The following is a 19,301-nucleotide window of genomic DNA, read 5'->3' as shown; positions in this document are numbered from 1 at the left end:
GCAGGGCGACGGCTGACCGGGCCGCCGCGGGCTCACAGCGCCGCGGCGGCGGCCAGGTCCTCCGCGACGTGCACCGAGCCGAACTCCGGCTCGATCCGCAGGTAGACCGGGTCGAACGGCGCGCCGCCGACCCGGCGCGGCGCCGGGCCGAACCGCTCGACCTCGGCCGCGCTCGGCTCGTGCGTCTCGCACCGGCCCACCACCTGCACCGTCCACAGGCTCTCGCCGGGCCCGGCGGTGGCCAGGTTGTCGGCGCCGTACGCGACGACGCTCCCGGCGCAGACCTGGTGGTAGCCACAGCTCCTGGGCATGCGCAGCAGGACCCGGGCGTCGGCCACGATGTGGCGCGCGAAGGCGAGGAAGGGCAGGGCGCGCATGGTCGTGGCGGCGCGGCCGTAGGCGGTGCGGGCGAGCAGGCCTACGGCGTGCTGTGCGTCGGTGGGCATGTACTCACTGTGCGCGAGCGCAACCGGGCGGCGACAGGGTCGCCCGCCCCCGGCCGGACGGGACGTAAGTCCCGGTCGGGGCCGCTCAGCGGCTCTCCGCGTCCAGCCGGGCCACGAAGGCCGCCGCCTGGGAACGCCGCTGCATCCCGAGCTTGGCCAGCAGGCTCGACACGTAGTTCTTGATCGTCTTCTCCGCGAGGTGCAGCCGCTCGCCGATCGCGCGGTTGGTCAGGCCCTCGCCGATCAGCTCCAGGATGCGGCGCTCCTGGTCGGTCAGGCGGGCCAGCCGGTCGTCGGGCTTGGCGCCTCCGTCGCGCAGCCGCGCCAGCACCCGGGCGGTGGCCGCCGGGTCGAGCAGCGACTTGCCGGCCGCCACCCCGCGTACGGCGCTCAGCAGCTCGGCGCCCCGGATGTCCTTGAGGACGTACCCGGAGGCACCCGCCATGATCGCGTCGAAGAGGGCCTCGTCGTCGGCGAAGGAGGTCAGCATGAGGCAGCGCACGGACTCGTCCCGGGAGCGGATGTCGCGGCACACCTCGACCCCGCTGCCGTCGGGCAGCCGCACGTCCAGCACCGCGACGTCGGGGCGGGTGGCCATCACCCGGGCGGCCGCGCCGGCCACCGTGCCGGCCTCGCCGACCACCTCGATGTCGGCCTCGCCGGAGAGCAGATCGTGCACCCCGCGGCGCACCACCTCGTGGTCGTCGAGGAGGAATACCCGGATTTTTCCGTCTTCGCGCACGCGGTCAGTGTCACACACCGGCTCTTCCCGTGCCCGGGGTGCCCGGGATAACGTGCCGTTGTTCCGGCCCCCTGCGAGGCTGTGACCAGGACAACTTCCGGACTTTGCCGATTTACTTGGAAATCCGAGTAAAAACGCAGGTCAGGAGGGGTTTCACAGATATGTGGAGCACTGGGTAACGTGCTGTTCGCAGGGCGCTCGCCGGGGCACCTGTCACGCCTGTCCCCCGACCGGGCCGCACCCACCCTTGTGCGACCGCCGGGACACAGGTGAGCCGCACTGGCTTCCGGCGAACCCGGGGGCCGGACCGACGGAGGAGCACACGTGACCGAGAGCACTGCCGCGCGCAAGCCGCGACGCAGCGCCGGAAGCAAGGCGGCCGGCACCACCGGCACCAAAGCCGACACCACCGGCGCCAAGCGCACCACACGCACCACTCGCACCACCCGCACCGCTGCGAACAAGGCCCCCGAGACGGAGCTGGTGCAGCTGCTCACCCCCGAGGGCGAGCGCGTCGGGACGGCGAAGAACTCGCCCTACGCCGAGTACGCCTCGTTCGTCGACGGCATCACCCCCGACGAGCTGCGCGGCCTCTACCGCGACATGGTGCTCACCCGGCGCTTCGACGCCGAGGCCACCGCCCTCCAGCGCCAGGGCGAGCTGGGCCTGTGGGCCTCGCTGCTCGGCCAGGAGGCCGCCCAGATCGGCTCCGGCCGGGCCACCCGCGAGGACGACTACGTCTTCCCGACCTACCGCGAGCACGGCGTCGCCTGGTGCCGCGGGGTCGACCCGACCAACCTCCTCGGCATGTTCCGCGGCGTGAACAACGGCGGCTGGGACCCCAACAGCAACAACTTCCACCTGTACACCATCGTGATCGGCTCGCAGGCGCTGCACGCCACGGGCTACGCGATGGGCATCACCAAGGACGGCGCGGACTCCGCCGTGATCGCCTACTTCGGCGACGGCGCCTCCAGCCAGGGCGACGTCAGCGAGGCGTTCAACTTCGCCGCCGTCTACAACGCGCCGGTGGTGTTCTTCTGCCAGAACAACCAGTGGGCGATCTCCGAGTCCAACGAGAAGCAGACCCGGGTGCCGCTCTACCAGCGCGCCCAGGGCTTCGGCTTCCCCGGCGTCCGCGTCGACGGCAACGACGCGCTGGCCGTCCTCGCGGTCACCCGCTGGGCGCTGGAGCGGGCGCGGCGCGGCGAGGGACCCGCGCTGATCGAGGCGTACACGTACCGCATGGGCGCCCACACCACCTCGGACGACCCGTCCCGCTACCGGCACGACGACGAGCGCGCCGCCTGGGAGGCGAAGGACCCGATCCTGCGCCTGCGCCGCTTCCTGGAGGCCGAAAACCACGCGGACGAGGGATTCTTCGGGGAACTGGAGTCGGAGAGCGAGGCGTTGGGCAAGCGGGTGCGCGAGGTGGTCCGTGCCATGCCCGACCCGGACCGGTTCGCCATCTTCGAGAACGTGTACGCGGACGGGCACGCGCTCGTCGACGAGGAGCGAGCCCAGTTCGCCGCCTACCAGGCGTCGTTCGCCGAGGCAGAGGGGGTCTGACATGGCAGCGGAGAAGATGGCGCTGGCCAAGGCGATCAATGAGTCGCTGCGCCGCGCACTGGAGTCCGACCCCAAGGTGCTCATCATGGGCGAGGACGTCGGCAAGCTCGGCGGTGTCTTCCGGGTGACCGACGGTCTCCAGAAGGACTTCGGCGAGGAGCGGGTCATCGACACCCCGCTGGCGGAGTCCGGCATCGTGGGCACGGCCATCGGCCTGGCCCTGCGCGGCTACCGCCCGGTGGTGGAGATCCAGTTCGACGGTTTCGTCTTCCCGGCGTACGACCAGATCGTCACCCAGCTCGCCAAGATGCACGCGCGCTCGCTGGGCAAGGTCAAGATGCCGGTCGTCATCCGCATCCCCTACGGCGGCGGCATCGGCGCGGTCGAGCACCACTCCGAGTCCCCGGAGACGCTGTTCGCGCACGTGGCGGGCCTGAAGGTGGTCTCCCCGTCGAACGCGGAGGACGCCTACTGGATGATGCAGCAGGCCATCCAGAGCGACGACCCGGTGATCTACTTCGAGCCCAAGCGCCGCTACTGGGACAAGGCCGAGGTCAACCGGGAGGCCATCCCGGGCCCGCTGCACACCGCGCGGGTGGTGCGCGAGGGCGCCGACCTCACGCTGGCGGCGTACGGGCCGATGGTGAAGCTCTGCCAGGAGGTCGCCGACGCGGCCGCCGAGGAGGGCAGGTCCCTGGAGGTCGTGGACCTGCGGTCCATGTCCCCGGTCGACTTCGACACCATCCAGGCGTCGGTGGAGAAGACCCGCCGCCTGGTCGTGGTCCACGAGGCGCCGGTGTTCCTCGGCTCGGGCGCGGAGATCGCCGCCCGGATCACGGAGCGCTGCTTCTACCACCTGGAGGCCCCGGTGCTGAGGGTCGGCGGCTACCACGCCCCGTACCCGCCGGCGCGTCTGGAGGAGGAGTACCTGCCCGACCTGGACCGGGTGCTGGATGCCGTCGACCGCTCGCTGGCGTACTGAGGAGAGGGTCGTGACGACGATGACCGAAGGGTCCGTACGCGAGTTCAAGATGCCCGACGTGGGCGAGGGACTCACCGAGGCCGAGATCCTCAAGTGGTATGTCCAGCCGGGTGACACGGTCACCGACGGCCAGGTGGTGTGCGAGGTCGAGACGGCCAAGGCCGCCGTCGAGCTGCCCATCCCCTACGACGGCGTGGTCCGCGAGCTGCACTTCCCCGAGGGCACCACCGTCGACGTGGGCACGTCGATCATCGCGGTGGCCGTGGGCGGCGCCGCGGCGGAGGCCCCCGCGCAGGAGGCCGCCCCCGCCCCGGCCGAGGCCGAGGAGAAGAAGCCGGAGGGCCGCCAGCCGGTCCTGGTCGGGTACGGGGTGTCCACCTCCGCGACCCGCCGCCGCCCCCGCAAGGTCACGCAGACCCCGGACCCGCAGGCCGCCCCGGCGGCCGCCGCGATCCAGGCCGAGATGAACGGCCACGGTCCGGCCCCCGCGCCGGCCCCGGGCGAGCGCCCGCTGGCCAAGCCGCCGGTGCGCAAGCTGGCCAAGGACCTCGGCGTCGACCTGGCGACCGTGGTGCCCTCGGGACCGGACGGCGTCATCACGCGCGAGGACGTGCACGCGGCCGTCGCCTCCGACCGGGCCCCGGAGCAGCCGGCGGCCCCCGCGGCCGTCACGCCCGCCCCGGCCCCGGCGGCACCGGCGTCCTACGACACGGCGCGCGAGACCCGCGTCCCGGTCAAGGGCGTCCGCAAGGCCACGGCGGCGGCGATGGTCGGTTCGGCGTTCACCGCGCCGCACGTCACCGAGTTCGTGACGGTCGACGTGACGCGCACCATGAAGCTGGTCGAGGAGCTGAAGCAGGACAAGGAGTTCGCGGGCCTGCGGGTGAACCCGCTCCTGCTGATCGCCAAGGCCCTGCTGGTCGCGATCCGGCGCAACCCGGACGTCAACGCCTCCTGGGACGAGGCGGCGCAGGAGATCGTGGTCAAGCACTACGTGAACCTGGGCATCGCCGCCGCGACGCCCCGCGGCCTGATCGTCCCGAACATCAAGGACGCGCACGCCCAGACGCTGCCCCAGCTGGCCGGGTCCCTCGGCGAGCTGGTCTCGACGGCCCGGGAGGGCAAGACCTCCCCGGCCGCCATGCAGGGCGGCACGGTGACCATCACCAACGTCGGCGTCTTCGGCGTCGACACCGGCACGCCGATCCTCAACCCCGGTGAGTCCGCGATCCTCGCGGTCGGCGCGATCAAGCTCCAGCCGTGGGTGCACAAGGGCAAGGTGAAGCCGCGTCAGGTGACCACGCTGGCGCTGAGCTTCGACCACCGCCTGGTCGACGGCGAGCTGGGCTCCAAGGTCCTCGCCGACGTGGCGGCGGTCCTGGAGCAGCCGAAGCGCCTGATGACCTGGGCGTAGCCGCACAGGACGGAGCCGCGCGCCCCCTCGCGGGGGACGCGCGGCTCCGTCCGCAGGCCGTCGCGTCCGGTCAGAGCCTGCCGAAGCCGTAGTTCATGAGCTTCGTGGCGTCGGTCGCCCGCTGGGTCGAGGACGTGGACGCCAGCACCGTGCCGATGACCGTCTTGCCGCCTCGGGTCGCGGCGAAGACCAGGCAGTACTTGGCCTCCGGGCCCGAGCCCGTCTTCACGCCGATCGCTCCGCTGTAACTGCCGAGCAGCGTGTTGGTGTTGGTCCAGGCGGCCATCGTGCGGGTGCCGCCCGTCTTGGTGACCGTCTTCGCCGTGTACTTCTTGGTCTTGACGATCGTGCGGAAGGTCGAGCTCTTCATCGCGTTGCTCGCGAGCTTCGTCAGATCGCGCGGCGTGGAGTAGTTCTGGCCGTTGCCGATGCCGTCGAACGAGTCGAAGTGCGTGTTCTTCAGGCCGAGGCTCTTGGCGGTGGAGTTCATCTTGCCGATGAACGACTTCACCCGGGCCGCCCGCGTCGTGCCCGTGCCGAACTTGTCGGCCAGCGCGTACGCGGCGTCGCAGCCCGAGGGCAGCATCAGCCCGTAGAGCAGCTGCCGGACCGTCACCTTGTCGCCGACGATCAGGCGGGCCGAGGAGGCGTTCTTCGACACGATGTAGTCGCTGTACGCCATCTGGACCGTGACCTTGGCGTCCAGGTTCAGGTTCGGCTGCGCCAGCACCACCTTGGCCGTCATGATCTTGGTCGTGGAGCCGGTGGAGCGCTTGGTGTCGGCGGCCTTGGTGTAGAGCGAGGCGCCGTTCGCGTCGTTCATCACGAAGCCGCCCTTGGCGGCGATCGAGGGCGCGGGCGCCGCGGCGCGCACGCCGTTGGCCTTGTACGACGTCGCGGCGAGCTGCGCGCGCACGCCGCTCGCCTGGTACGCGGGACCGGCGGCCTGCGCGGGTGCGGAGGAGAGGACGCCGGCCGCGAGGACCATGCCGCCGGTCAGGGCGGCGGCGACGGCTCCGCGGGAGCGGATGCCCGAAATGGTGTTTATCAAGTTGAGTACCCCGATTGTGGTGAATTCCCCTGCGTCGCGGCCACGTTGTGGTCGGTGCGGCTCGGGCCGCGACTGTGCGACTCGTGAATAGCACGGAAGGTTGTACCGCGGCAGGGGTGTGGTGAGGGATTCCCCTGATAGGTGGTGACGGGCGGCCGGACGTCCGCATGCTGGACCCGGCCCCTCTTGCGTACCTGTTGTATCTATCCTGTCGGCATGACCACGGCAGTGAGGCAACCCCCCGCGGCGGACCGCGTCTACACCCACGTCAAGCAGGGCGTCCTGGAGCGCCGCTACGAGGGCGGGACGCTGCTCACCGAGGGCGAGCTGGCCGAGGCCGTCGGCGTCTCCCGCACCCCGGTGCGCGAGGCCCTGCTGCGGCTGGAGGCCGAGGGCCTGATCCGGCTCTACCCGAAGAAGGGCGCCCTGGTCCTGCCCGTCTCCGCCCAGGAGATCGCGGACGTGGTGGAGACCCGGCTGCTGGTCGAGGAGCACGCGGCGCGCAAGGCCGTACCCGCCCCGCCCGGGCTCGTGGACCGGCTGGCCGAGCTGCTGGCGCGGCAGAAGGAGCAGGCCGCCGCCGGGGACTTCGTCGCCGCCTCCGTCACCGACCGCTGCTTCCACGCCGAGATCGTCCGCAGCGGCGGCAACGAGATCCTCTCCCGCCTCTACGACCAGCTCCGCGACCGCCAGCTGCGCATGGGCGTCGCCGTCATGCACGCACACCCCGACCGGATCGCCAAGACCCTCACCGAGCACGAGGAGATCCTCGACGCGCTGCGCGCCGGGGACGCCGAGGCGGCGGTCGAGGTCGTCGGCCGGCACGTGGGCTGGTTCTCGAACCTGGCGCGGGGTGAGGTCCGATGAGCACGGCCACCTCGGCCGGGCCCGCACTGCCGGGCGATCCGCCGGGCGGCCGGCGCGCGATGGCCGTCTGGGGCATCGGCGTCTCGGTCTACTTCGTCGCCGTCATCTTCCGCACCTCGCTGGGGGTCGCGGGTCTCGACGCCGCCGACCGCTTCCACGTCAACGCCTCGGCCCTGTCCACCTTCTCCATCCTCCAGCTGCTGGTCTACGCGGGCATGCAGATACCCGTCGGACTGCTGGTGGACCGGCTCGGCACCAAGCGCGTGCTGGGCATCGGCGTGGTGCTGTTCACGGCCGGACAGCTGGGCTTCGCCTTCTCGCCCTCGTACGGGATGGCGCTCGCCTCGCGGGCGCTGCTGGGCTGCGGCGACGCGATGACCTTCATCAGCGTGCTGCGGCTGGGCACCCGCTGGTTCCCGGCCCGCCGGGGGCCGATGGTCGCCCAGCTCGCCGGGCTGGTCGGCATGGCGGGGAACCTGGTCTCCACGCTCGTCCTGGCCCGGCTGCTGCACGGCCTCGGCTGGACGGCCGCCTTCGCGGGCAGCGCGCTCGCCGGTGTCGTGGTCTTCGTCCTGCTGCTGCTCTTCCTGAAGGACCACCCCGAGGGGCACGAGCCGGAGCCGATGCCGCATCAGGGGGCCGCGTACGTACGGCGGCAGATCGCGCTGTCCTGGCGGGAGCCGGGGACGCGGCTCGGACTGTGGGTGCACTTCACCACCCAGTTCCCGGCGATGGTCTTCCTGCTGCTGTGGGGGATGCCGTTCCTGGTCGAGGCACAGGGTCTTACCCAGGCCACGGCCGGCACGCTGCTCACCCTCGTCGTGCTGTCCAACATGACCGTCGGCCTGGTCTACGGCCAGATCATCGCCCGGCACCACGCGGCGCGGCTGCCGCTGGCGCTCGGCACGGTGGGCGCGACGTCGTTGCTGTGGGCGGCGACGCTGGCCTACCCGGCCGACCACGCGCCGATGTGGCTGCTGGTCGTGCTGTGCACGGTGCTCGGGGCGTGCGGGCCGGCGTCGATGATCGGCTTCGACTTCGCGCGGCCGGCCAATCCGCCGGAGCGGCAGGGCACGGCGTCCGGGATCACGAACATGGGGGGCTTCGTGGCGTCGATGACCACGCTGTTCGCGGTGGGGGTGCTGCTGGACGCGACGGGGGACGACTACGGCGTCGCGTTCTCGTCGGTGTTCGTGTTGCAGGTGCTCGGGATCACGCAGATCCTGCGGCTGCGGAAGCGGGCGGCTCGGCGGGAGCGCGAGCGGTTGGTTGCCAGTCGGGTGGAGACGGTGCACGTTCCCGTGTAGGCACCCGGCGTGGGTGCGGGCCGGCTGGGGGCTGCCGCCCCCAGACCCCCGCTTCGGCCTGAACGGCCTCGTCCTCAAACGCCGGACGGGCTGGAAACCTACTGTGTCACCGTGAAGTGGCGCAGGATCGCGTCCGTCAGGTCCGGGTCGCCCTCCGTCTTGATGCGGTCCGCCGACGCCTGGAGGCTCACGCGGCCGCAGGCCAGGCGGAAGTACGTCTCCCAGTCCATGGTCAGCGTCGCCGCGGGGCCGAGCGCGGGCGCCGTCTCCAGAGTGCCGCGGCCCTGGATGTCGACGCGGATGGTGCGCAGGAACTCGACCGGGCCGTGCACGTCGAAGACGACGGCGGAGCTGCGCGGGGCGTCCGCGCGCTCGGCGACGACGGCCGGCAGCTCGTCGAGGAGCACGTCGCGGGCGACGTGCGCGCCCGGGGAGTCGAGGTTGCCGGGGCGGCCGAGGGCCGTGCGCAGGTCCTGCTCGTGCGCCCACACGTTGAAGGCGTGCCGGCGCATCGCCTCCTCCAGGGTCAGCTCGGTGGAGAGCGGGCCGCGCACCTTCGTGCCGGGGTCCCGCGACTCGTTCCGCAGCTGGCGGTTGCGCCGGATGATCATGTACTCCAGCTCGGACGTCATCTCGGGGGCCGTGTGGTGGCGGCGGACGTCGACCTGCATCTCGGTGTAGCGCTGGTGGTCGTTGGTGACGTGGTAGAGGTCGCGCGGCAGGGTGTGGATGGGACGGGGGTCGCCGAGCATCTCCGAGTCCAGGCCCAGGACGTGGGAGACGATGTCCCGCACCGACCAGCCCGGGCAGGGGGTGCGACGGTTCCACTCTGCTTCCGCAAGCGGCTGGACCAGCTCGGATATCGCCTCGATGGAGTGAGTCCAGGCGTCGGCGTAGGGCTGGAGGGTGGGATGCAGACTCACGGAACGGGACCCCTCGGCGGTCGGTACACGGGCGGGCGGTGGCGGCGGTGCCAGTGGGCGGTGGCTGCGGTCGGCGGGCGTCTTAGCACGCTAAGTTACGCTGCTGTGCGGCACCCCGGCAGTGCTTTCGTGTGACGATCGTAGGCCCGTGTGGACGGCTCGAATGCCAGGACGGTGGTAGTGTGCGCGCCTCTTTGATTCAAATCGCCGTGAACGAGGACGAATCGCCCGAAGCGCGTCGCGTGCGCGCGGCGGCTCTGGTACGGGAGCAGTCCGGCGCCGACCTCGTGGTGCTGCCGGAGCTGTGGACCACCGGTGCCTTCGCCTTCGACGGTTTCGACGCCCACGCCGAGCCCCTGGCCGGTCCCACGCACGAGGCGATGGCCAAGGCGGCCAGCGACGCGGGTGTGTGGCTGCACGCGGGGTCCGTTCCCGAGCGGGCCCCGGACGGGCGGCTCTACAACACCTCGCTCGTCTTCTCCCCCTCCGGCGACCTGGCCGCCTCGTACCGCAAGATCCACCGCTTCGGCTTCGACAAGGGCGAGGCCGTGCTGATGGGCGCCGGGCGCGAGCCGGTGACGGTCCGTCTGCCGGAGACCACCGTGGGCGTGGCGACCTGCTACGACCTGCGCTTCCCCGAGCTGTTCCGCGCCCTGGCCGACGACGGCGCCGAGACCCTGGTGATCCCGGCGGGCTGGCCCGAGCGCCGCCGGGCCCACTGGACGCTGCTCGCCCGGGCGCGGGCGGTGGAGAACCAGGCGTTCGTCCTCGCCTGCGGAACGGCCGGGACCCACGCCGGCGTCGAGCAGGCCGGCCACTCGATCGTGGTCGACCCCTGGGGCGAGGTGCTGGCGGAGGCGGGGGCCGGCGAGGAGGTCCTGACGGTGGAGTTCGACCCGGCGAAGGTGGCGCGGACCCGGGAGCAGTTCCCGGCGCTCAAGGACCGGGTGATGGGACTGGCGGCGCCGCGGTAGCCGCCGCCGGTCCCCGTCCGGTCACCCCGGTCAGTCGTCCTCGTCGTTCTTCTCCCGCTCCTTCTCCGCCAGGTGGATCACGCACACCGCCAGCGCGATCAGCAGCGCGGGGTCCGCGTCGTCGCGGACGACGTCCACGCCGTAGGTGTCCCGGAGGGTCAGCCAGCGGCGCGAGACGACCGCCAGCAGTTCGCCGTCGTACTCGACAGCGAACTCCCGGTCGAGGATCTTGCCGCTGACGTCCAGCTCCGTGCCGTCGGCCAGGGCGACGCGGTAGTGGTTGCGCAGCAGGGAGAGACGTTTCCGCTTGATCCGGGCCAGGGGCTCGCCCGCCCGCTCGATCACCATCGTGTCGCGCAGGGCGAACATCTTCTGGTGGATGTCGATCAGCACGCGTCCCTGGGCGTCCTTCAGCTCCCAGGTGTCCCGCAGCCGCATCGCCTTGCCGTCGACGAGGTAGACCTTGTTGCCGGAGTCGTCCTCGATCCAGTAGTCGTCACCGATGCCGAGGAGCCGGTCGTACACGAGGAATCTCATGTCCGGACCGCTTCCCCGCCGGGCGCCGGTGAACGCGGCCGGTAGGCCGACAGGATGAGTGCGCCCGCGCGGTGTGTGCGGCCGGTCAGGCGCCGTAGCCGTTGCTGTAGCCGTCGCGCGGCTGGTGGGAGCGGTCCTCGACGACCTGGGTCGTCGGCGGCACCATGACGCGCCTGCGCCGGGCGATGCTGCTGAACGTCGCGACACCGATCAGGCCGACCACCATGAAGATGACCCCGACCAGGTCGAGGTTGACGCCCTGCATGTCCCAGTCGGTCGCGAACGTGAGGATGGCTCCCACGGCGATGAGGATGATGCACCCGCCGAGGCCCATGAGTGTCGCCTCCCTGTAGAGCCGGTCGGGTCCGGGTTTCCGGTCGATCCGGTTCCGTTCGGGTACCCCGGCCGTCAACCCCCATGCCGTGGAGTGCCGTTCGCGTCCTCGGCTCGCGTCGGGGCTACGGGCGCAGGAACCCGACGAGCGCGTTGGCCAGCAGGTGCGGGTCGTCGGCGCCGCACAACTCCCGGGCGCTGTGCATCGAGAGGATCGCCACGCCGATGTCGACGGTGCTGATGCCGTGCCGGGCCGCGGTGATCGGGCCGATGGTGGTGCCGCACGGCATGGAGTTGTTGGAGACGAAGGTCTGGAAGGGGACGTCGGCCTTCTCGCAGGCGGCGGCGAAGACGGCGCGGCCCGAACCGTCGGTGGCGTAGCGGTTGTTGACGTTCACCTTGAGGAGGGGACCGCCGTTGACGCGCGGGTGGTGCGTCGGGTCGTGCCGCTCGGCGTAGTTGGGGTGGACGGCGTGGCCCGTGTCGGAGGAGAGGCAGACGGTGCCGGCGAAGGCGCGCGCCCGGTCCTCGTACGAGCCGCCGCGCGCGAACACCGAGCGCTCCAGCACGCTGCCGAGCAGCGGGCCGTCGGCGCCGGTGTCCGACTGGGAGCCGGTCTCCTCGTGGTCGAAGGCGGCGAGCACGGGGATGGAGGACGGGTCCGCGCCCGAGCCGGCGACGGCGGCCAGCGCGGCCGTACCGGCGTGCACCGACAGGAGGTTGTCCATGCGCGGTCCGGCCACCAGCTCGTTGTCCCGGCCCAGGTAGGCGGGGGCCTCCACGGAGTGCGTCATCAGGTCCCAGCCGGTGACCTCGCCGCGCTCCAGGCCGGCCTCCTCCTCCAGGAAGGCGATGAGGTCGCCGTCGTGCACGGAGTCGCCGAGGCCCCAGACGGGCTGGAGGTGGCGCTGCTTGTCGAGCTTGAGGCCCTCCGCGGACACGTTGCGGTCCATGTGGATGGCGAGCTGGGGGACGCGCAGCAGCGGGCGGTCGACGTTGACCAGGCGGGTCGATCCGTCGCGCAGCGAGAGCCGGCCGGCCAGGCCCAGGTCGCGGTCGAGCCAGGAGTTCATCAGCGGGCCGCCGTAGACCTCCACGGCCACCTGGCGCCAGCCGTGCGCCCCGCTGTCCGGGCGCGGCTTGACCCGCAGGTTCGGGGAGTCGGTGTGCGCGCCGACGATGCGGAACGGCGTGTGGGCCGCGGCGCCCTCCGGCACGTACCAGGCCACGAGCGCGCCGCCGCGCAGGACGTACCGGCCGCCGGTGGACCCGTCCCACGCGTCCGTCTCGGCGACCTGCCGGAAGCCGGCCTTCTCCAGGCGCGCGGCGGCGTTCGCCACGGCGTGGTACGGCGTGGGGCTGGCCGCCAGGAAGGTCATCAGGTCGTCGGTGTGGCCGCGGTCGAAGCGGGACGGTGCGCTCATGGGGTTCACCTTAACGACGTACGAGAGCCCGCTCCCGGTCTGCCGGGAGCGGGCCCTCGTGAGGGTGTGTGGGGAGTGTGGAGACCGGACTCCCCGGTACCGATCGGACCGGGGAGACGCGGGCCCCTGAGCCGGGAGGGGCTAGAACGCGGCCTCGTCCAGCTCCATCAGGTCCAGCTCGACTCCCTGGGCGACCTTGCGGGCCATGGTCACGCCGGGCAGGACGTTCGCGGCGAAGAACTTCGCGGCGGCGATCTTGCCGGTGTAGAAGGCCTTGTCCCGGGCGGAGGCGGTCGGCAGCTTCTCGGCGGCCACCGCGGCGCCCTTGAGGAGCAGGTAGCCGACGACCACGTCGCCGGAGGCGAGCAGCAGGCGGGTGGTGTTCAGCCCGACCTTGTAGATGTTCTTGACGTCCTGCTCGGTGGCCGCGAGGTCGGTGAGCATCAGGCCGACGATGGCCTCCAGCTCGACGGCCGCCTTGGCCAGGTGCTCGCGGGCGCCGGACAGCTCCTCGCCGCCGGTGGCGAGGGCCAGGAACTTCTTGATGTCCTCGGCGAGCGAGTTCAGCGCGGCGCCCTGGTTGCGGACGATCTTCCGGAAGAAGTAGTCCTGGCCCTGGATCGCCGTGGTGCCCTCGTACAGGGTGTCGATCTTGGCGTCGCGGATGTACTGCTCGATCGGGTACTCCTGGAGGAACCCGGAGCCGCCGAAGGTCTGCAGCGACTGGGCGAGCTGCTCGTAGGCCTTCTCCGAGCCGTAGCCCTTGACGATCGGCAGGAGCAGGTCGTTGAGGGCGTGCTCGGTCGAGGCGTCCTCGCCGTTGGCCTCCTTGACCTGGATCTCGTCCTGCACGGTCGCCGTGTACATCACCAGCGCGCGCATGCCCTCGGCGTACGCCTTCTGCGTCATGAGGGAGCGGCGGACGTCCGGGTGGTGCGTGACGGTGACCTTGGGGGCGGTCTTGTCCATGAAGTTCGCCAGGTCGGGGCCCTGGACGCGCTCCTTGGCGTACTCCAGCGCGTTGAGGTAGCCCGTCGACAGGGTGGAGATCGCCTTCGTGCCGACCATCATGCGGGCGAACTCGATGATGCGGAACATCTGGCGGATGCCCTCGTGCTTGTCGCCGATCAGCCAGCCCTTGGCGGGGTGGCGGTCGCCGAAGGTCATCTCGCAGGTGTTGGAGGCCTTCAGGCCCATCTTGTGCTCGACGTTGGTGGCGTAGACGCCGTTGCGCGCGCCCAGCTCGCCGGTCTCGAAGTCGAACTCGTACTTCGGGACGAGGAAGAGGGACAGGCCCTTGGTGCCGGGACCGGCGCCCTCGGGGCGGGCGAGGACGTAGTGGAGGATGTTCTCCGACATGTCGTGCTCGCCGGACGTGATGAAGCGCTTGACGCCCTCGATGTGCCAGGAGCCGTCCTCCTGCTGGACCGCCTTGGTGCGGCCGGCGCCGACGTCCGAGCCGGCGTCCGGCTCGGTGAGCACCATGGTGGAGCCCCACTGCTTCTCGACGGCGAACGAGGCGATGTGCTTCTGGACCTCGTTGCCCTCCTCGAAGAGGATGCCGGCGAAGGCCGGGCCCGAGGAGTACATCCACACGGCCGGGTTGGCGCCGAGGATCAGCTCCGCGTAGGCCCAGATCAGGGAGCGCGGCGCGGTGGTGCCGCCGATCTCCTCGGGCAGGCCCAGGCGCCAGTACTCGGAGTCCATGAAGGCCTGGTAGCTCTTCTTGAAGGACGCCGGGACCGGTGCGGTGTTGGTCTCCGGGTCGAAGACCGGCGGGTTGCGGTCGGCGTCGGCGAAGGACTCGGCCAGCTCGTTCTCCGAGAGGCGGGTCAGCTCCTCCAGGACGCTCTTGGCGGTGTCGGTGTCCATCTCCGCGAACGGGCCGGTGCCGTAAACCTTGTCACGGCCGAGCACCTCGAAGAGGTTGAACTCGATGTCCCGGAGATTCGGCTTGTAGTGCCCCATGGCGACGGCTCCGTTGAGAGATCGGCGAGGCACTGGATCCTCGCATCTGTACACATACCGACTGCGCGTACCAAGCAGTAGCTCAGCCTCGCTACCGATGATGCTACCCGTCGGTAATAAGAAGCAACCCCGAGCGGGTCATCTGTGACTCGTTACTCGTTACTCTTTGCGGCATGTACGGCTACGACCAGACCGCGGGTCCTCAGCAGCAGCAGTACGCCCCGCCGCCGCAGCAGCCCATGGGCGGCGGGTACGGGCAGCAGCCGCCGCTGTACCCCGAGCCGTCCCCGCCCTCGCTCGCGGACGCGGTGCGCGCCTTCACCACCGGCCAGATGTCCGCCGAGGACTTCCAGCAGATCTTCGCCACCTCGAAGGTCTACTGCCCGCGCGGCGACAACCCCGGGTTCCTCGCGCTGCACAACACCCAGCAGCCGGTGATCCCGATGTTCACCGGCCTCAAGGAGCTGCGGCGCTACGCGGGCAAGGAGTCCAAGTACTTCGTGATCACCGGGGCCGAGGTGATCGACCTGCTGCCCACCGGCTACGGGTTCGTGCTGGACATGGAGGGCGAGCACCGGATGGTCTTCGACGCGAAGGCCGTCGAACAGATGGTCGATTTCGCGATGCGCCGCATGTATGGCTAGACGCCATTGCTTCGCCGACGGCCACGCGCCGTCGCCACCGCTGAGCGAGCCCGGAGGGAATGCCCTCCGGGCTTTCGTGGTTCGGACTGGCAAGAAGTTCAACGCTCAACTAAAGTGGGCGTACCCGAGGAGGTACATCGACGGGATCTTCGACCACCAGGACAGCCAGGGCGGTGGCGGCACCATCACCAACGGCGACACCCAGTGGATGACGGCGGGCTCGGGCCTGCTGCACATCGAGGCGCCGCCGGAGCAGCTGGTGATGTCCGGCGGGCTCTTCCACGGACTCCAGCTGTGGGTGAACCTGCCGGCCAGGGACAAGATGATGGCCCCCCGCTACCAGGACATCCGCAGCGGCTCCGTCCAGCTGCTCACCTCCCCGGACGGCGGCGCGCTGCTCCGCGTCATCGCCGGCGAGCTGGACGGCCACGAGGGCCCCGGGATCACGCACACCCCGATCACCATGGTCCACGCCACGCTCGCCCCGGGCGCCGAGGTCACCCTGCCCTGGCGCGAGGACTTCAACGGCCTGGCCTACGTGATGGCCGGCCGCGGTTCGGTGGGCGCCGAGCGGCGTCCGGTGCACCTCGGGCAGACGGCGGTCTTCGGGGCCGGCGGCTCGCTGACCGTCCGCGCGGACGAGAAGCAGGACGCGCACACCCCCGACCTGGAGGTCGTGCTGCTCGGCGGGCAGCCGATCCGGGAGCCGATGGCGCACTACGGCCCGTTCGTGATGAACACCAAGGACGAGCTGATGCAGGCCTTCGAGGACTTCCAGAAGGGCCGCCTCGGCACCGTGCCGGCCGTGCACGGCATGTCCGAGGCGGGCCCGGAGGCCTGACGCCGCGTCACCCGGGCGGGCGGTCCGCACAGGACAGCCCGCCCGGGCCGTGATCGGCTGGGGGCGTGCAGCTGCTCCCCGGCCCGGTCCGCCGGCTCGCCGCCTGGTGCGCCGTCATCCTGCTCGCCAGCGGTGTCGCCTACGTCGCGATCCGGCTCTGCGTCGAGCTGCGCACGGCGGTGACACCGGCCCTGCTCGCGCTGCTCGGCACCGCCCTGCTCAGACCGCTGCACAAGCGGCTGGTCAAGGCCCACGTGCAGCGCTCGCTGGCGGCCGGGCTGACCTGCGTCGCCGTCGTCGCCGTGGTCGGCGGCGCCCTGTACATCGTGGTGTCCGCCCTCATCGAGACCGGCGACCAGATCGTCGCCTCGGTCCGGAACGCGGCGCGCGACATCGCCGACCACTTCGGGGCGGCGGGCACCTCGCTGGAGGACATGGCGTCCAACGCCCGCGAGCTGCTGGGCAAGTTCGGCGGCACCGCCGCCTCCGGCGTGGTGACCGGGCTCAGCGTGGTCGGCGAGATGATCGCCGTGGCGGTCCTCGCCCTCCTGCTGGTCTTCTTCTTCCTGCGCGACTCCGACCGCGCCGTCGGCACGGTGCGCGCCCTCGCGCCGCCCGGCGCCGCCGACACCGTCGAGGCGATGGCCCGGCGCGCCTTCGGAGCCGTCGAGGGCTTCATGCGGGGCACCACCCTGATCGCCCTCATCGACGCGCTCTGCATCACCGTCGGGCTGCTGATCCTGCGCGTCCCCGGCGCGGTGGGCCTCGGCGCGCTCGTCTTCGTCGGCGCCTACATCCCCTACCTGGGGGCGTTCATCTCCGGCACCGTCGCCGTGCTGGTCGCGCTGGCCGACCGGGGGTTCGCCATCGCGCTCTGGGCGCTCGGGGTGGTCGTGGCCGTGCAGGTGCTGGAGGGGCACGTGCTCCAGCCCATGATCCAGAGCCGCACCGTGCAGATGCACCCGGCGATCGTGCTGCTGGCGCTGACCGCAGGGGCGTCGGTGGCCGGCATCCTCGGGATGCTGCTCGCCGTACCGCTGACCGCGGCGGCGTTCGGGATCGTCCACGAGCTGCAGAAGCGCTACGCCGCCGCCTCACCGTCGGCGGGGCCGTCCTCCGGGGCCGCGGACTCGTAGACCTCGTACCAGATGCTCTTGCCCTTGCCGCGCGGGGCGACGCCCCAGGCGTCGGCGAGCAGCTCGATCAGCATCAGGCCGCGGCCCGAGGACGCCATCTCCCCCGGGCGGCGCTTGTGCGGCAGGTCGTCGCCGTTGTCGGTGACCTCCACCCGGATCCGCCGTTCGCCGGGCTCCCCGGCGACCTCGGCGACCAGCAGGGCGTCGGTGTCGGTGTGCACCAGGACGTTGGTCAGCATCTCGGAGAGCAGGAGCACCGCGGCGTCCCGCTGGTCCTCGTCGGGCCAGTCGTGCAGCAGGTCCCGCAGGTGCTGCCGGGCGGTGGCGATCCGGGCGGGCTCGGCCTGGGCGACCGAGAGCATGGTGCGGCGCACCGTCGGCCGGGCCACGGTGCTGTCGCCGCAGCCGCAGCCCTCGCCCTGCCGGCACAGCAGCAGCAGCGCGATGTCGTCCTCCCGCCGGTCGGCCAGCGGGCCGGTGGTGTGGTGCGACGAGGGCCCGTGCACGGCCTGGACCAGCGCGTCGGCCAGCTCCTCCAGGCCCCCCTCGTGGTCCTCCAGAACCACGCGCAGGCGGTGCCAGCCGGTCTGGAGGTCGTGCCCGCCGGTCTCGACCAGGCCGTCCGTGCACAGCATCAGGGTGTCCCCGGGCTCCAGGGCGAGCCGCGTGGTCGGGTAGTCGGTGTCCGGGTCGATGCCGAGGGGCAGCCCGCCCGCCGTCGCGAGGATCAGCGCGGTGCCGTCCGCCATGCGCACGACCGGGTCCAGATGCCCGGCGCGGGCGCTCTCCACGGTGCCCGTCACGGGGTCGACCTCGGCGTAGTAGCAGGTCGCGAAGCGCAGGTCGCCGGGGTCCTCGTCGGACTGGGTCAGGCCGTGGAAGAAGTGCGAGGCGCGGGAGAGCACCGCGTCCGGCCGGTGGCCCTCCGAGGCGTAGGCGCGCAGCGCGATGCGCAGCTGGCCCATCAGCGCGGCCGCCCGCACGTCGTGCCCCTGGACGTCGCCGATGACGATGGCGAAGCGTTCGCCCGGCAGCGGGATCATGTCGTACCAGTCGCCGCCGACCTGGAGCCCGCCGCCGGTCGGGACGTAGCGGGCGGCGATGTCCATGCCGGGGATCTCCGGTCCCAGCACGGGCAGCATGGAGCGCTGCACCCCGTCGGTCAGCTCCCGCTGGGTCTCGGCGGCGCCCGCCCGGGTCAGGGCCTGCGCCAGCATCCGCGCCACGGTGGTCAGGACGGACCGCTCGTCCGGGGTGAAGGCCACCGGGTACGCGAACGCCGCCAGCCAGGCCCCCATGGTGCGGCCGGCCACGGTCAGCGGCAGGTAGGCCCAGGAGCGGCGGCCGAAGCGCTCGGCGAGATGCCAGGTCATGGGGTAGCGGGAGCGGTACTGCTGCGGCGAGGACAGGTAGACGGCCCGGCCGGTGCGGGCCACCTCCGCGGCCGGGTAGTCGGTGTCCAGGGACATGTCCACGAACGGGTTGACCTCGTTCTCCGGCTGCCCGTGGTGGCCGATGACGGTGAGGCGGTCGCCGGCCACCCCGAAGACCGCCAGGCCGTCCGGGGTGAACCCCGGCATCGACAGGGCCGCCGCGACCCGCAGCACCTCCTCCGTGGAGCGTGCCTCCGCCAGGGCGCGGCCCGCGTCCAGCAGGAACGCCTCGCGGGAGCGGCGCCAGTCGCCGGTGACGGCGCTGCGCCCGGCGGGGGTGCCGGGGGTGGGCTCGGCGACCTCCTGGAGGGTGCCGGTCAGCTCGTACGCCTTGCGCACGGGGTCGAAGGCGGGCTTGGAGCGGCTGCGGACCACGCGGACGACATGCCCCAGCTCGTCCATGATCCGGATCCGGACCTCGGCGAGGGTGCCCTCCGCGACGGCGAGCTGGACCACTCCGGTGATCTCGTTCCAGTCGACCGGATGGAGCCGGGACCGCACCTGCGCCTCGGTGAGGATCACCTGTTCCGCGGGCAGCCCCAGCAGGCGGGCGGCCACCGCGTCGACCGTGACCTCACCCGTGGCGGTGTCCCAGTGCCACAGGCCGGTCGCCAGGGCCGCGAGGACGTCCCCCACGTCCCGCAGGGGCTCACCAGTGCGCATGGGCCCACTGTAAGAAGAGGTGATCGCACGCTGCCACCGCGCGGGGC

At 71.7% G+C, this 19,301-nt stretch carries 18 protein-coding genes; 9 read left to right on the top strand and 9 right to left on the bottom strand.

The window, feature by feature from the left end:
• Positions 1-32: 32 nt before the first annotated feature.
• Together IE108_RS01665 and IE108_RS01660 are read right to left on the bottom strand one after the other, a co-directional pair.
• Entirely contained in the window at positions 33-446 is a 414-nt protein-coding gene (locus tag IE108_RS01665; protein WP_064728869.1) for a hypothetical protein, read from the bottom strand.
• 85 nt (positions 447-531) lie between these two features.
• Entirely contained in the window at positions 532-1,188 is a 657-nt protein-coding gene (locus IE108_RS01660) for a response regulator (RefSeq protein ID WP_064728870.1), read from the bottom strand.
• A 324-nt stretch (positions 1,189-1,512) separates the two neighbouring features.
• Between IE108_RS01660 and pdhA the strand changes: the two genes are divergently transcribed.
• From pdhA to IE108_RS01645, 3 genes are read left to right on the top strand one after another with little or no spacing between them, the layout of a single operon-like run.
• Entirely contained in the window at positions 1,513-2,757 is a 1,245-nt protein-coding gene (gene pdhA, locus IE108_RS01655) for a pyruvate dehydrogenase (acetyl-transferring) E1 component subunit alpha (protein ID WP_064728871.1), read from the top strand.
• 1 nt (position 2,758) lies between these two features.
• Entirely contained in the window at positions 2,759-3,739 is a 981-nt protein-coding gene (locus IE108_RS01650) for an alpha-ketoacid dehydrogenase subunit beta (protein WP_107420226.1), read from the top strand.
• 10 nt (positions 3,740-3,749) lie between these two features.
• Positions 3,750-5,153 (top strand): dihydrolipoamide acetyltransferase family protein, encoded by a 1,404-nt coding sequence (locus IE108_RS01645; protein WP_064728872.1) that lies wholly within the window; start codon positions 3,750-3,752, stop codon positions 5,151-5,153.
• A gap of 70 nt (positions 5,154-5,223) precedes the next feature.
• Here IE108_RS01645 and IE108_RS01640 read toward each other — a convergent pair whose 3' ends face one another.
• Complete coding sequence (locus IE108_RS01640) at positions 5,224-6,204, bottom strand: D-alanyl-D-alanine carboxypeptidase family protein (RefSeq protein WP_064728873.1); 981 nt, start codon at positions 6,202-6,204, stop codon at positions 5,224-5,226.
• Positions 6,205-6,420: 216 nt separating this feature from the next.
• Here IE108_RS01640 and IE108_RS01635 point away from each other — a divergent pair, with 216 nt between their 5' ends.
• On the top strand, positions 6,421-7,071 hold the full coding sequence (locus IE108_RS01635) for a GntR family transcriptional regulator (protein WP_064728874.1): 651 nt from the start codon (positions 6,421-6,423) through the stop codon (positions 7,069-7,071).
• The gene (locus IE108_RS01630) at positions 7,068-8,378 is read left to right on the top strand and encodes an MFS transporter (protein WP_064728875.1); all 1,311 of its coding nucleotides are present in this window, start codon (positions 7,068-7,070) and stop codon (positions 8,376-8,378) included. Before IE108_RS01635 ends, IE108_RS01630 begins: the two co-directional genes overlap by 4 nt.
• Before the next feature lie 98 nt (positions 8,379-8,476).
• On the opposite strand, the gene IE108_RS01625 is transcribed toward IE108_RS01630, so the two are convergent.
• Complete coding sequence (locus tag IE108_RS01625) at positions 8,477-9,301, bottom strand: maleylpyruvate isomerase family mycothiol-dependent enzyme (protein WP_064728876.1); 825 nt, start codon at positions 9,299-9,301, stop codon at positions 8,477-8,479.
• 182 nt (positions 9,302-9,483) lie between these two features.
• Here IE108_RS01625 and IE108_RS01620 point away from each other — a divergent pair, with 182 nt between their 5' ends.
• Entirely contained in the window at positions 9,484-10,275 is a 792-nt protein-coding gene (locus tag IE108_RS01620; protein ID WP_189397555.1) for a carbon-nitrogen family hydrolase, read from the top strand.
• Positions 10,276-10,305: 30 nt separating this feature from the next.
• On the opposite strand, the gene IE108_RS01615 is transcribed toward IE108_RS01620, so the two are convergent.
• The 4 genes from IE108_RS01615 to IE108_RS01600 all read right to left on the bottom strand — a co-directional run bounded on the left by IE108_RS01615 (position 10,306) and on the right by IE108_RS01600 (position 14,537).
• Positions 10,306-10,812 carry an LURP-one-related/scramblase family protein gene (locus IE108_RS01615; RefSeq protein ID WP_064728878.1) on the bottom strand — a complete coding sequence of 169 codons (507 nt, stop codon included), beginning with the start codon at positions 10,810-10,812 and terminating at the stop codon, positions 10,306-10,308.
• 85 nt (positions 10,813-10,897) lie between these two features.
• On the bottom strand, positions 10,898-11,146 hold the full coding sequence (locus tag IE108_RS01610) for a DUF6458 family protein (protein ID WP_064731862.1): 249 nt from the start codon (positions 11,144-11,146) through the stop codon (positions 10,898-10,900).
• Positions 11,147-11,270: 124 nt separating this feature from the next.
• Positions 11,271-12,569 (bottom strand): M18 family aminopeptidase, encoded by a 1,299-nt coding sequence (locus IE108_RS01605; RefSeq protein WP_064728879.1) that lies wholly within the window; start codon positions 12,567-12,569, stop codon positions 11,271-11,273.
• Between the two features lie 141 nt (positions 12,570-12,710).
• The gene (locus IE108_RS01600) at positions 12,711-14,537 is read right to left on the bottom strand and encodes an acyl-CoA dehydrogenase (protein ID WP_064728880.1); all 1,827 of its coding nucleotides are present in this window, start codon (positions 14,535-14,537) and stop codon (positions 12,711-12,713) included.
• Between the two features lie 173 nt (positions 14,538-14,710).
• On the opposite strand from IE108_RS01600, the gene IE108_RS01595 reads away from it, so the two are divergent.
• The 3 genes from IE108_RS01595 to IE108_RS01585 all read left to right on the top strand — a co-directional run bounded on the left by IE108_RS01595 (position 14,711) and on the right by IE108_RS01585 (position 17,158).
• A complete protein-coding gene (locus IE108_RS01595) occupies positions 14,711-15,181 on the top strand; it encodes an SseB family protein (RefSeq protein WP_064728881.1) in 471 nt (156 codons plus the stop codon).
• 76 nt (positions 15,182-15,257) lie between these two features.
• A complete protein-coding gene (locus tag IE108_RS01590; protein WP_229851552.1) occupies positions 15,258-16,022 on the top strand; it encodes a pirin family protein in 765 nt (254 codons plus the stop codon).
• 65 nt (positions 16,023-16,087) lie between these two features.
• Positions 16,088-17,158, top strand: coding sequence for an AI-2E family transporter (locus tag IE108_RS01585; protein WP_064728883.1), 1,071 nt, complete (start codon positions 16,088-16,090; stop codon positions 17,156-17,158).
• Here IE108_RS01585 and IE108_RS01580 read toward each other — a convergent pair.
• Positions 17,104-19,254, bottom strand: a complete 2,151-nt coding sequence (locus IE108_RS01580; protein WP_064728884.1) for a SpoIIE family protein phosphatase — start codon at positions 19,252-19,254, stop codon at positions 17,104-17,106. The two genes, IE108_RS01585 and IE108_RS01580, sit on opposite strands and share 55 nt — an antisense overlap.
• Positions 19,255-19,301 lie beyond the last annotated feature (47 nt).

It is taken from the genome of Streptomyces parvulus, from assembly GCF_014648855.1.
GTDB classification, from domain to species: Bacteria; Actinomycetota; Actinomycetes; order Streptomycetales; family Streptomycetaceae; genus Streptomyces; species Streptomyces parvulus.
Note: the sequence above shows the minus strand (reverse complement) of the source record. Positions and strands in the feature narration are given on the sequence as shown.

Bases quoted from the DNA above. Each gene is read 5' to 3' on its own strand.
- IE108_RS01595 (WP_064728881.1), top strand. From the start codon at position 14,711: ATGTACGGCTACGACCAGACCGCGGGTCCTCAGCAGCAGCAGTACGCC.
- IE108_RS01630 (WP_064728875.1), top strand. From the start codon at position 7,068: ATGAGCACGGCCACCTCGGCCGGGCCCGCACTGCCGGGCGATCCGCCG.
- IE108_RS01600 (WP_064728880.1), bottom strand. From the start codon at position 14,537: ATGGGGCACTACAAGCCGAATCTCCGGGACATCGAGTTCAACCTCTTC.
- IE108_RS01615 (WP_064728878.1), bottom strand. From the start codon at position 10,812: ATGAGATTCCTCGTGTACGACCGGCTCCTCGGCATCGGTGACGACTAC.
- IE108_RS01605 (WP_064728879.1), bottom strand. From the start codon at position 12,569: ATGAGCGCACCGTCCCGCTTCGACCGCGGCCACACCGACGACCTGATG.
- IE108_RS01665 (WP_064728869.1), bottom strand. From the start codon at position 446: ATGCCCACCGACGCACAGCACGCCGTAGGCCTGCTCGCCCGCACCGCC.
- IE108_RS01650 (WP_107420226.1), top strand. From the start codon at position 2,759: ATGGCAGCGGAGAAGATGGCGCTGGCCAAGGCGATCAATGAGTCGCTG.
- IE108_RS01610 (WP_064731862.1), bottom strand. From the start codon at position 11,146: ATGGGCCTCGGCGGGTGCATCATCCTCATCGCCGTGGGAGCCATCCTC.
- IE108_RS01580 (WP_064728884.1), bottom strand. From the start codon at position 19,254: ATGCGCACTGGTGAGCCCCTGCGGGACGTGGGGGACGTCCTCGCGGCC.
- IE108_RS01635 (WP_064728874.1), top strand. From the start codon at position 6,421: ATGACCACGGCAGTGAGGCAACCCCCCGCGGCGGACCGCGTCTACACC.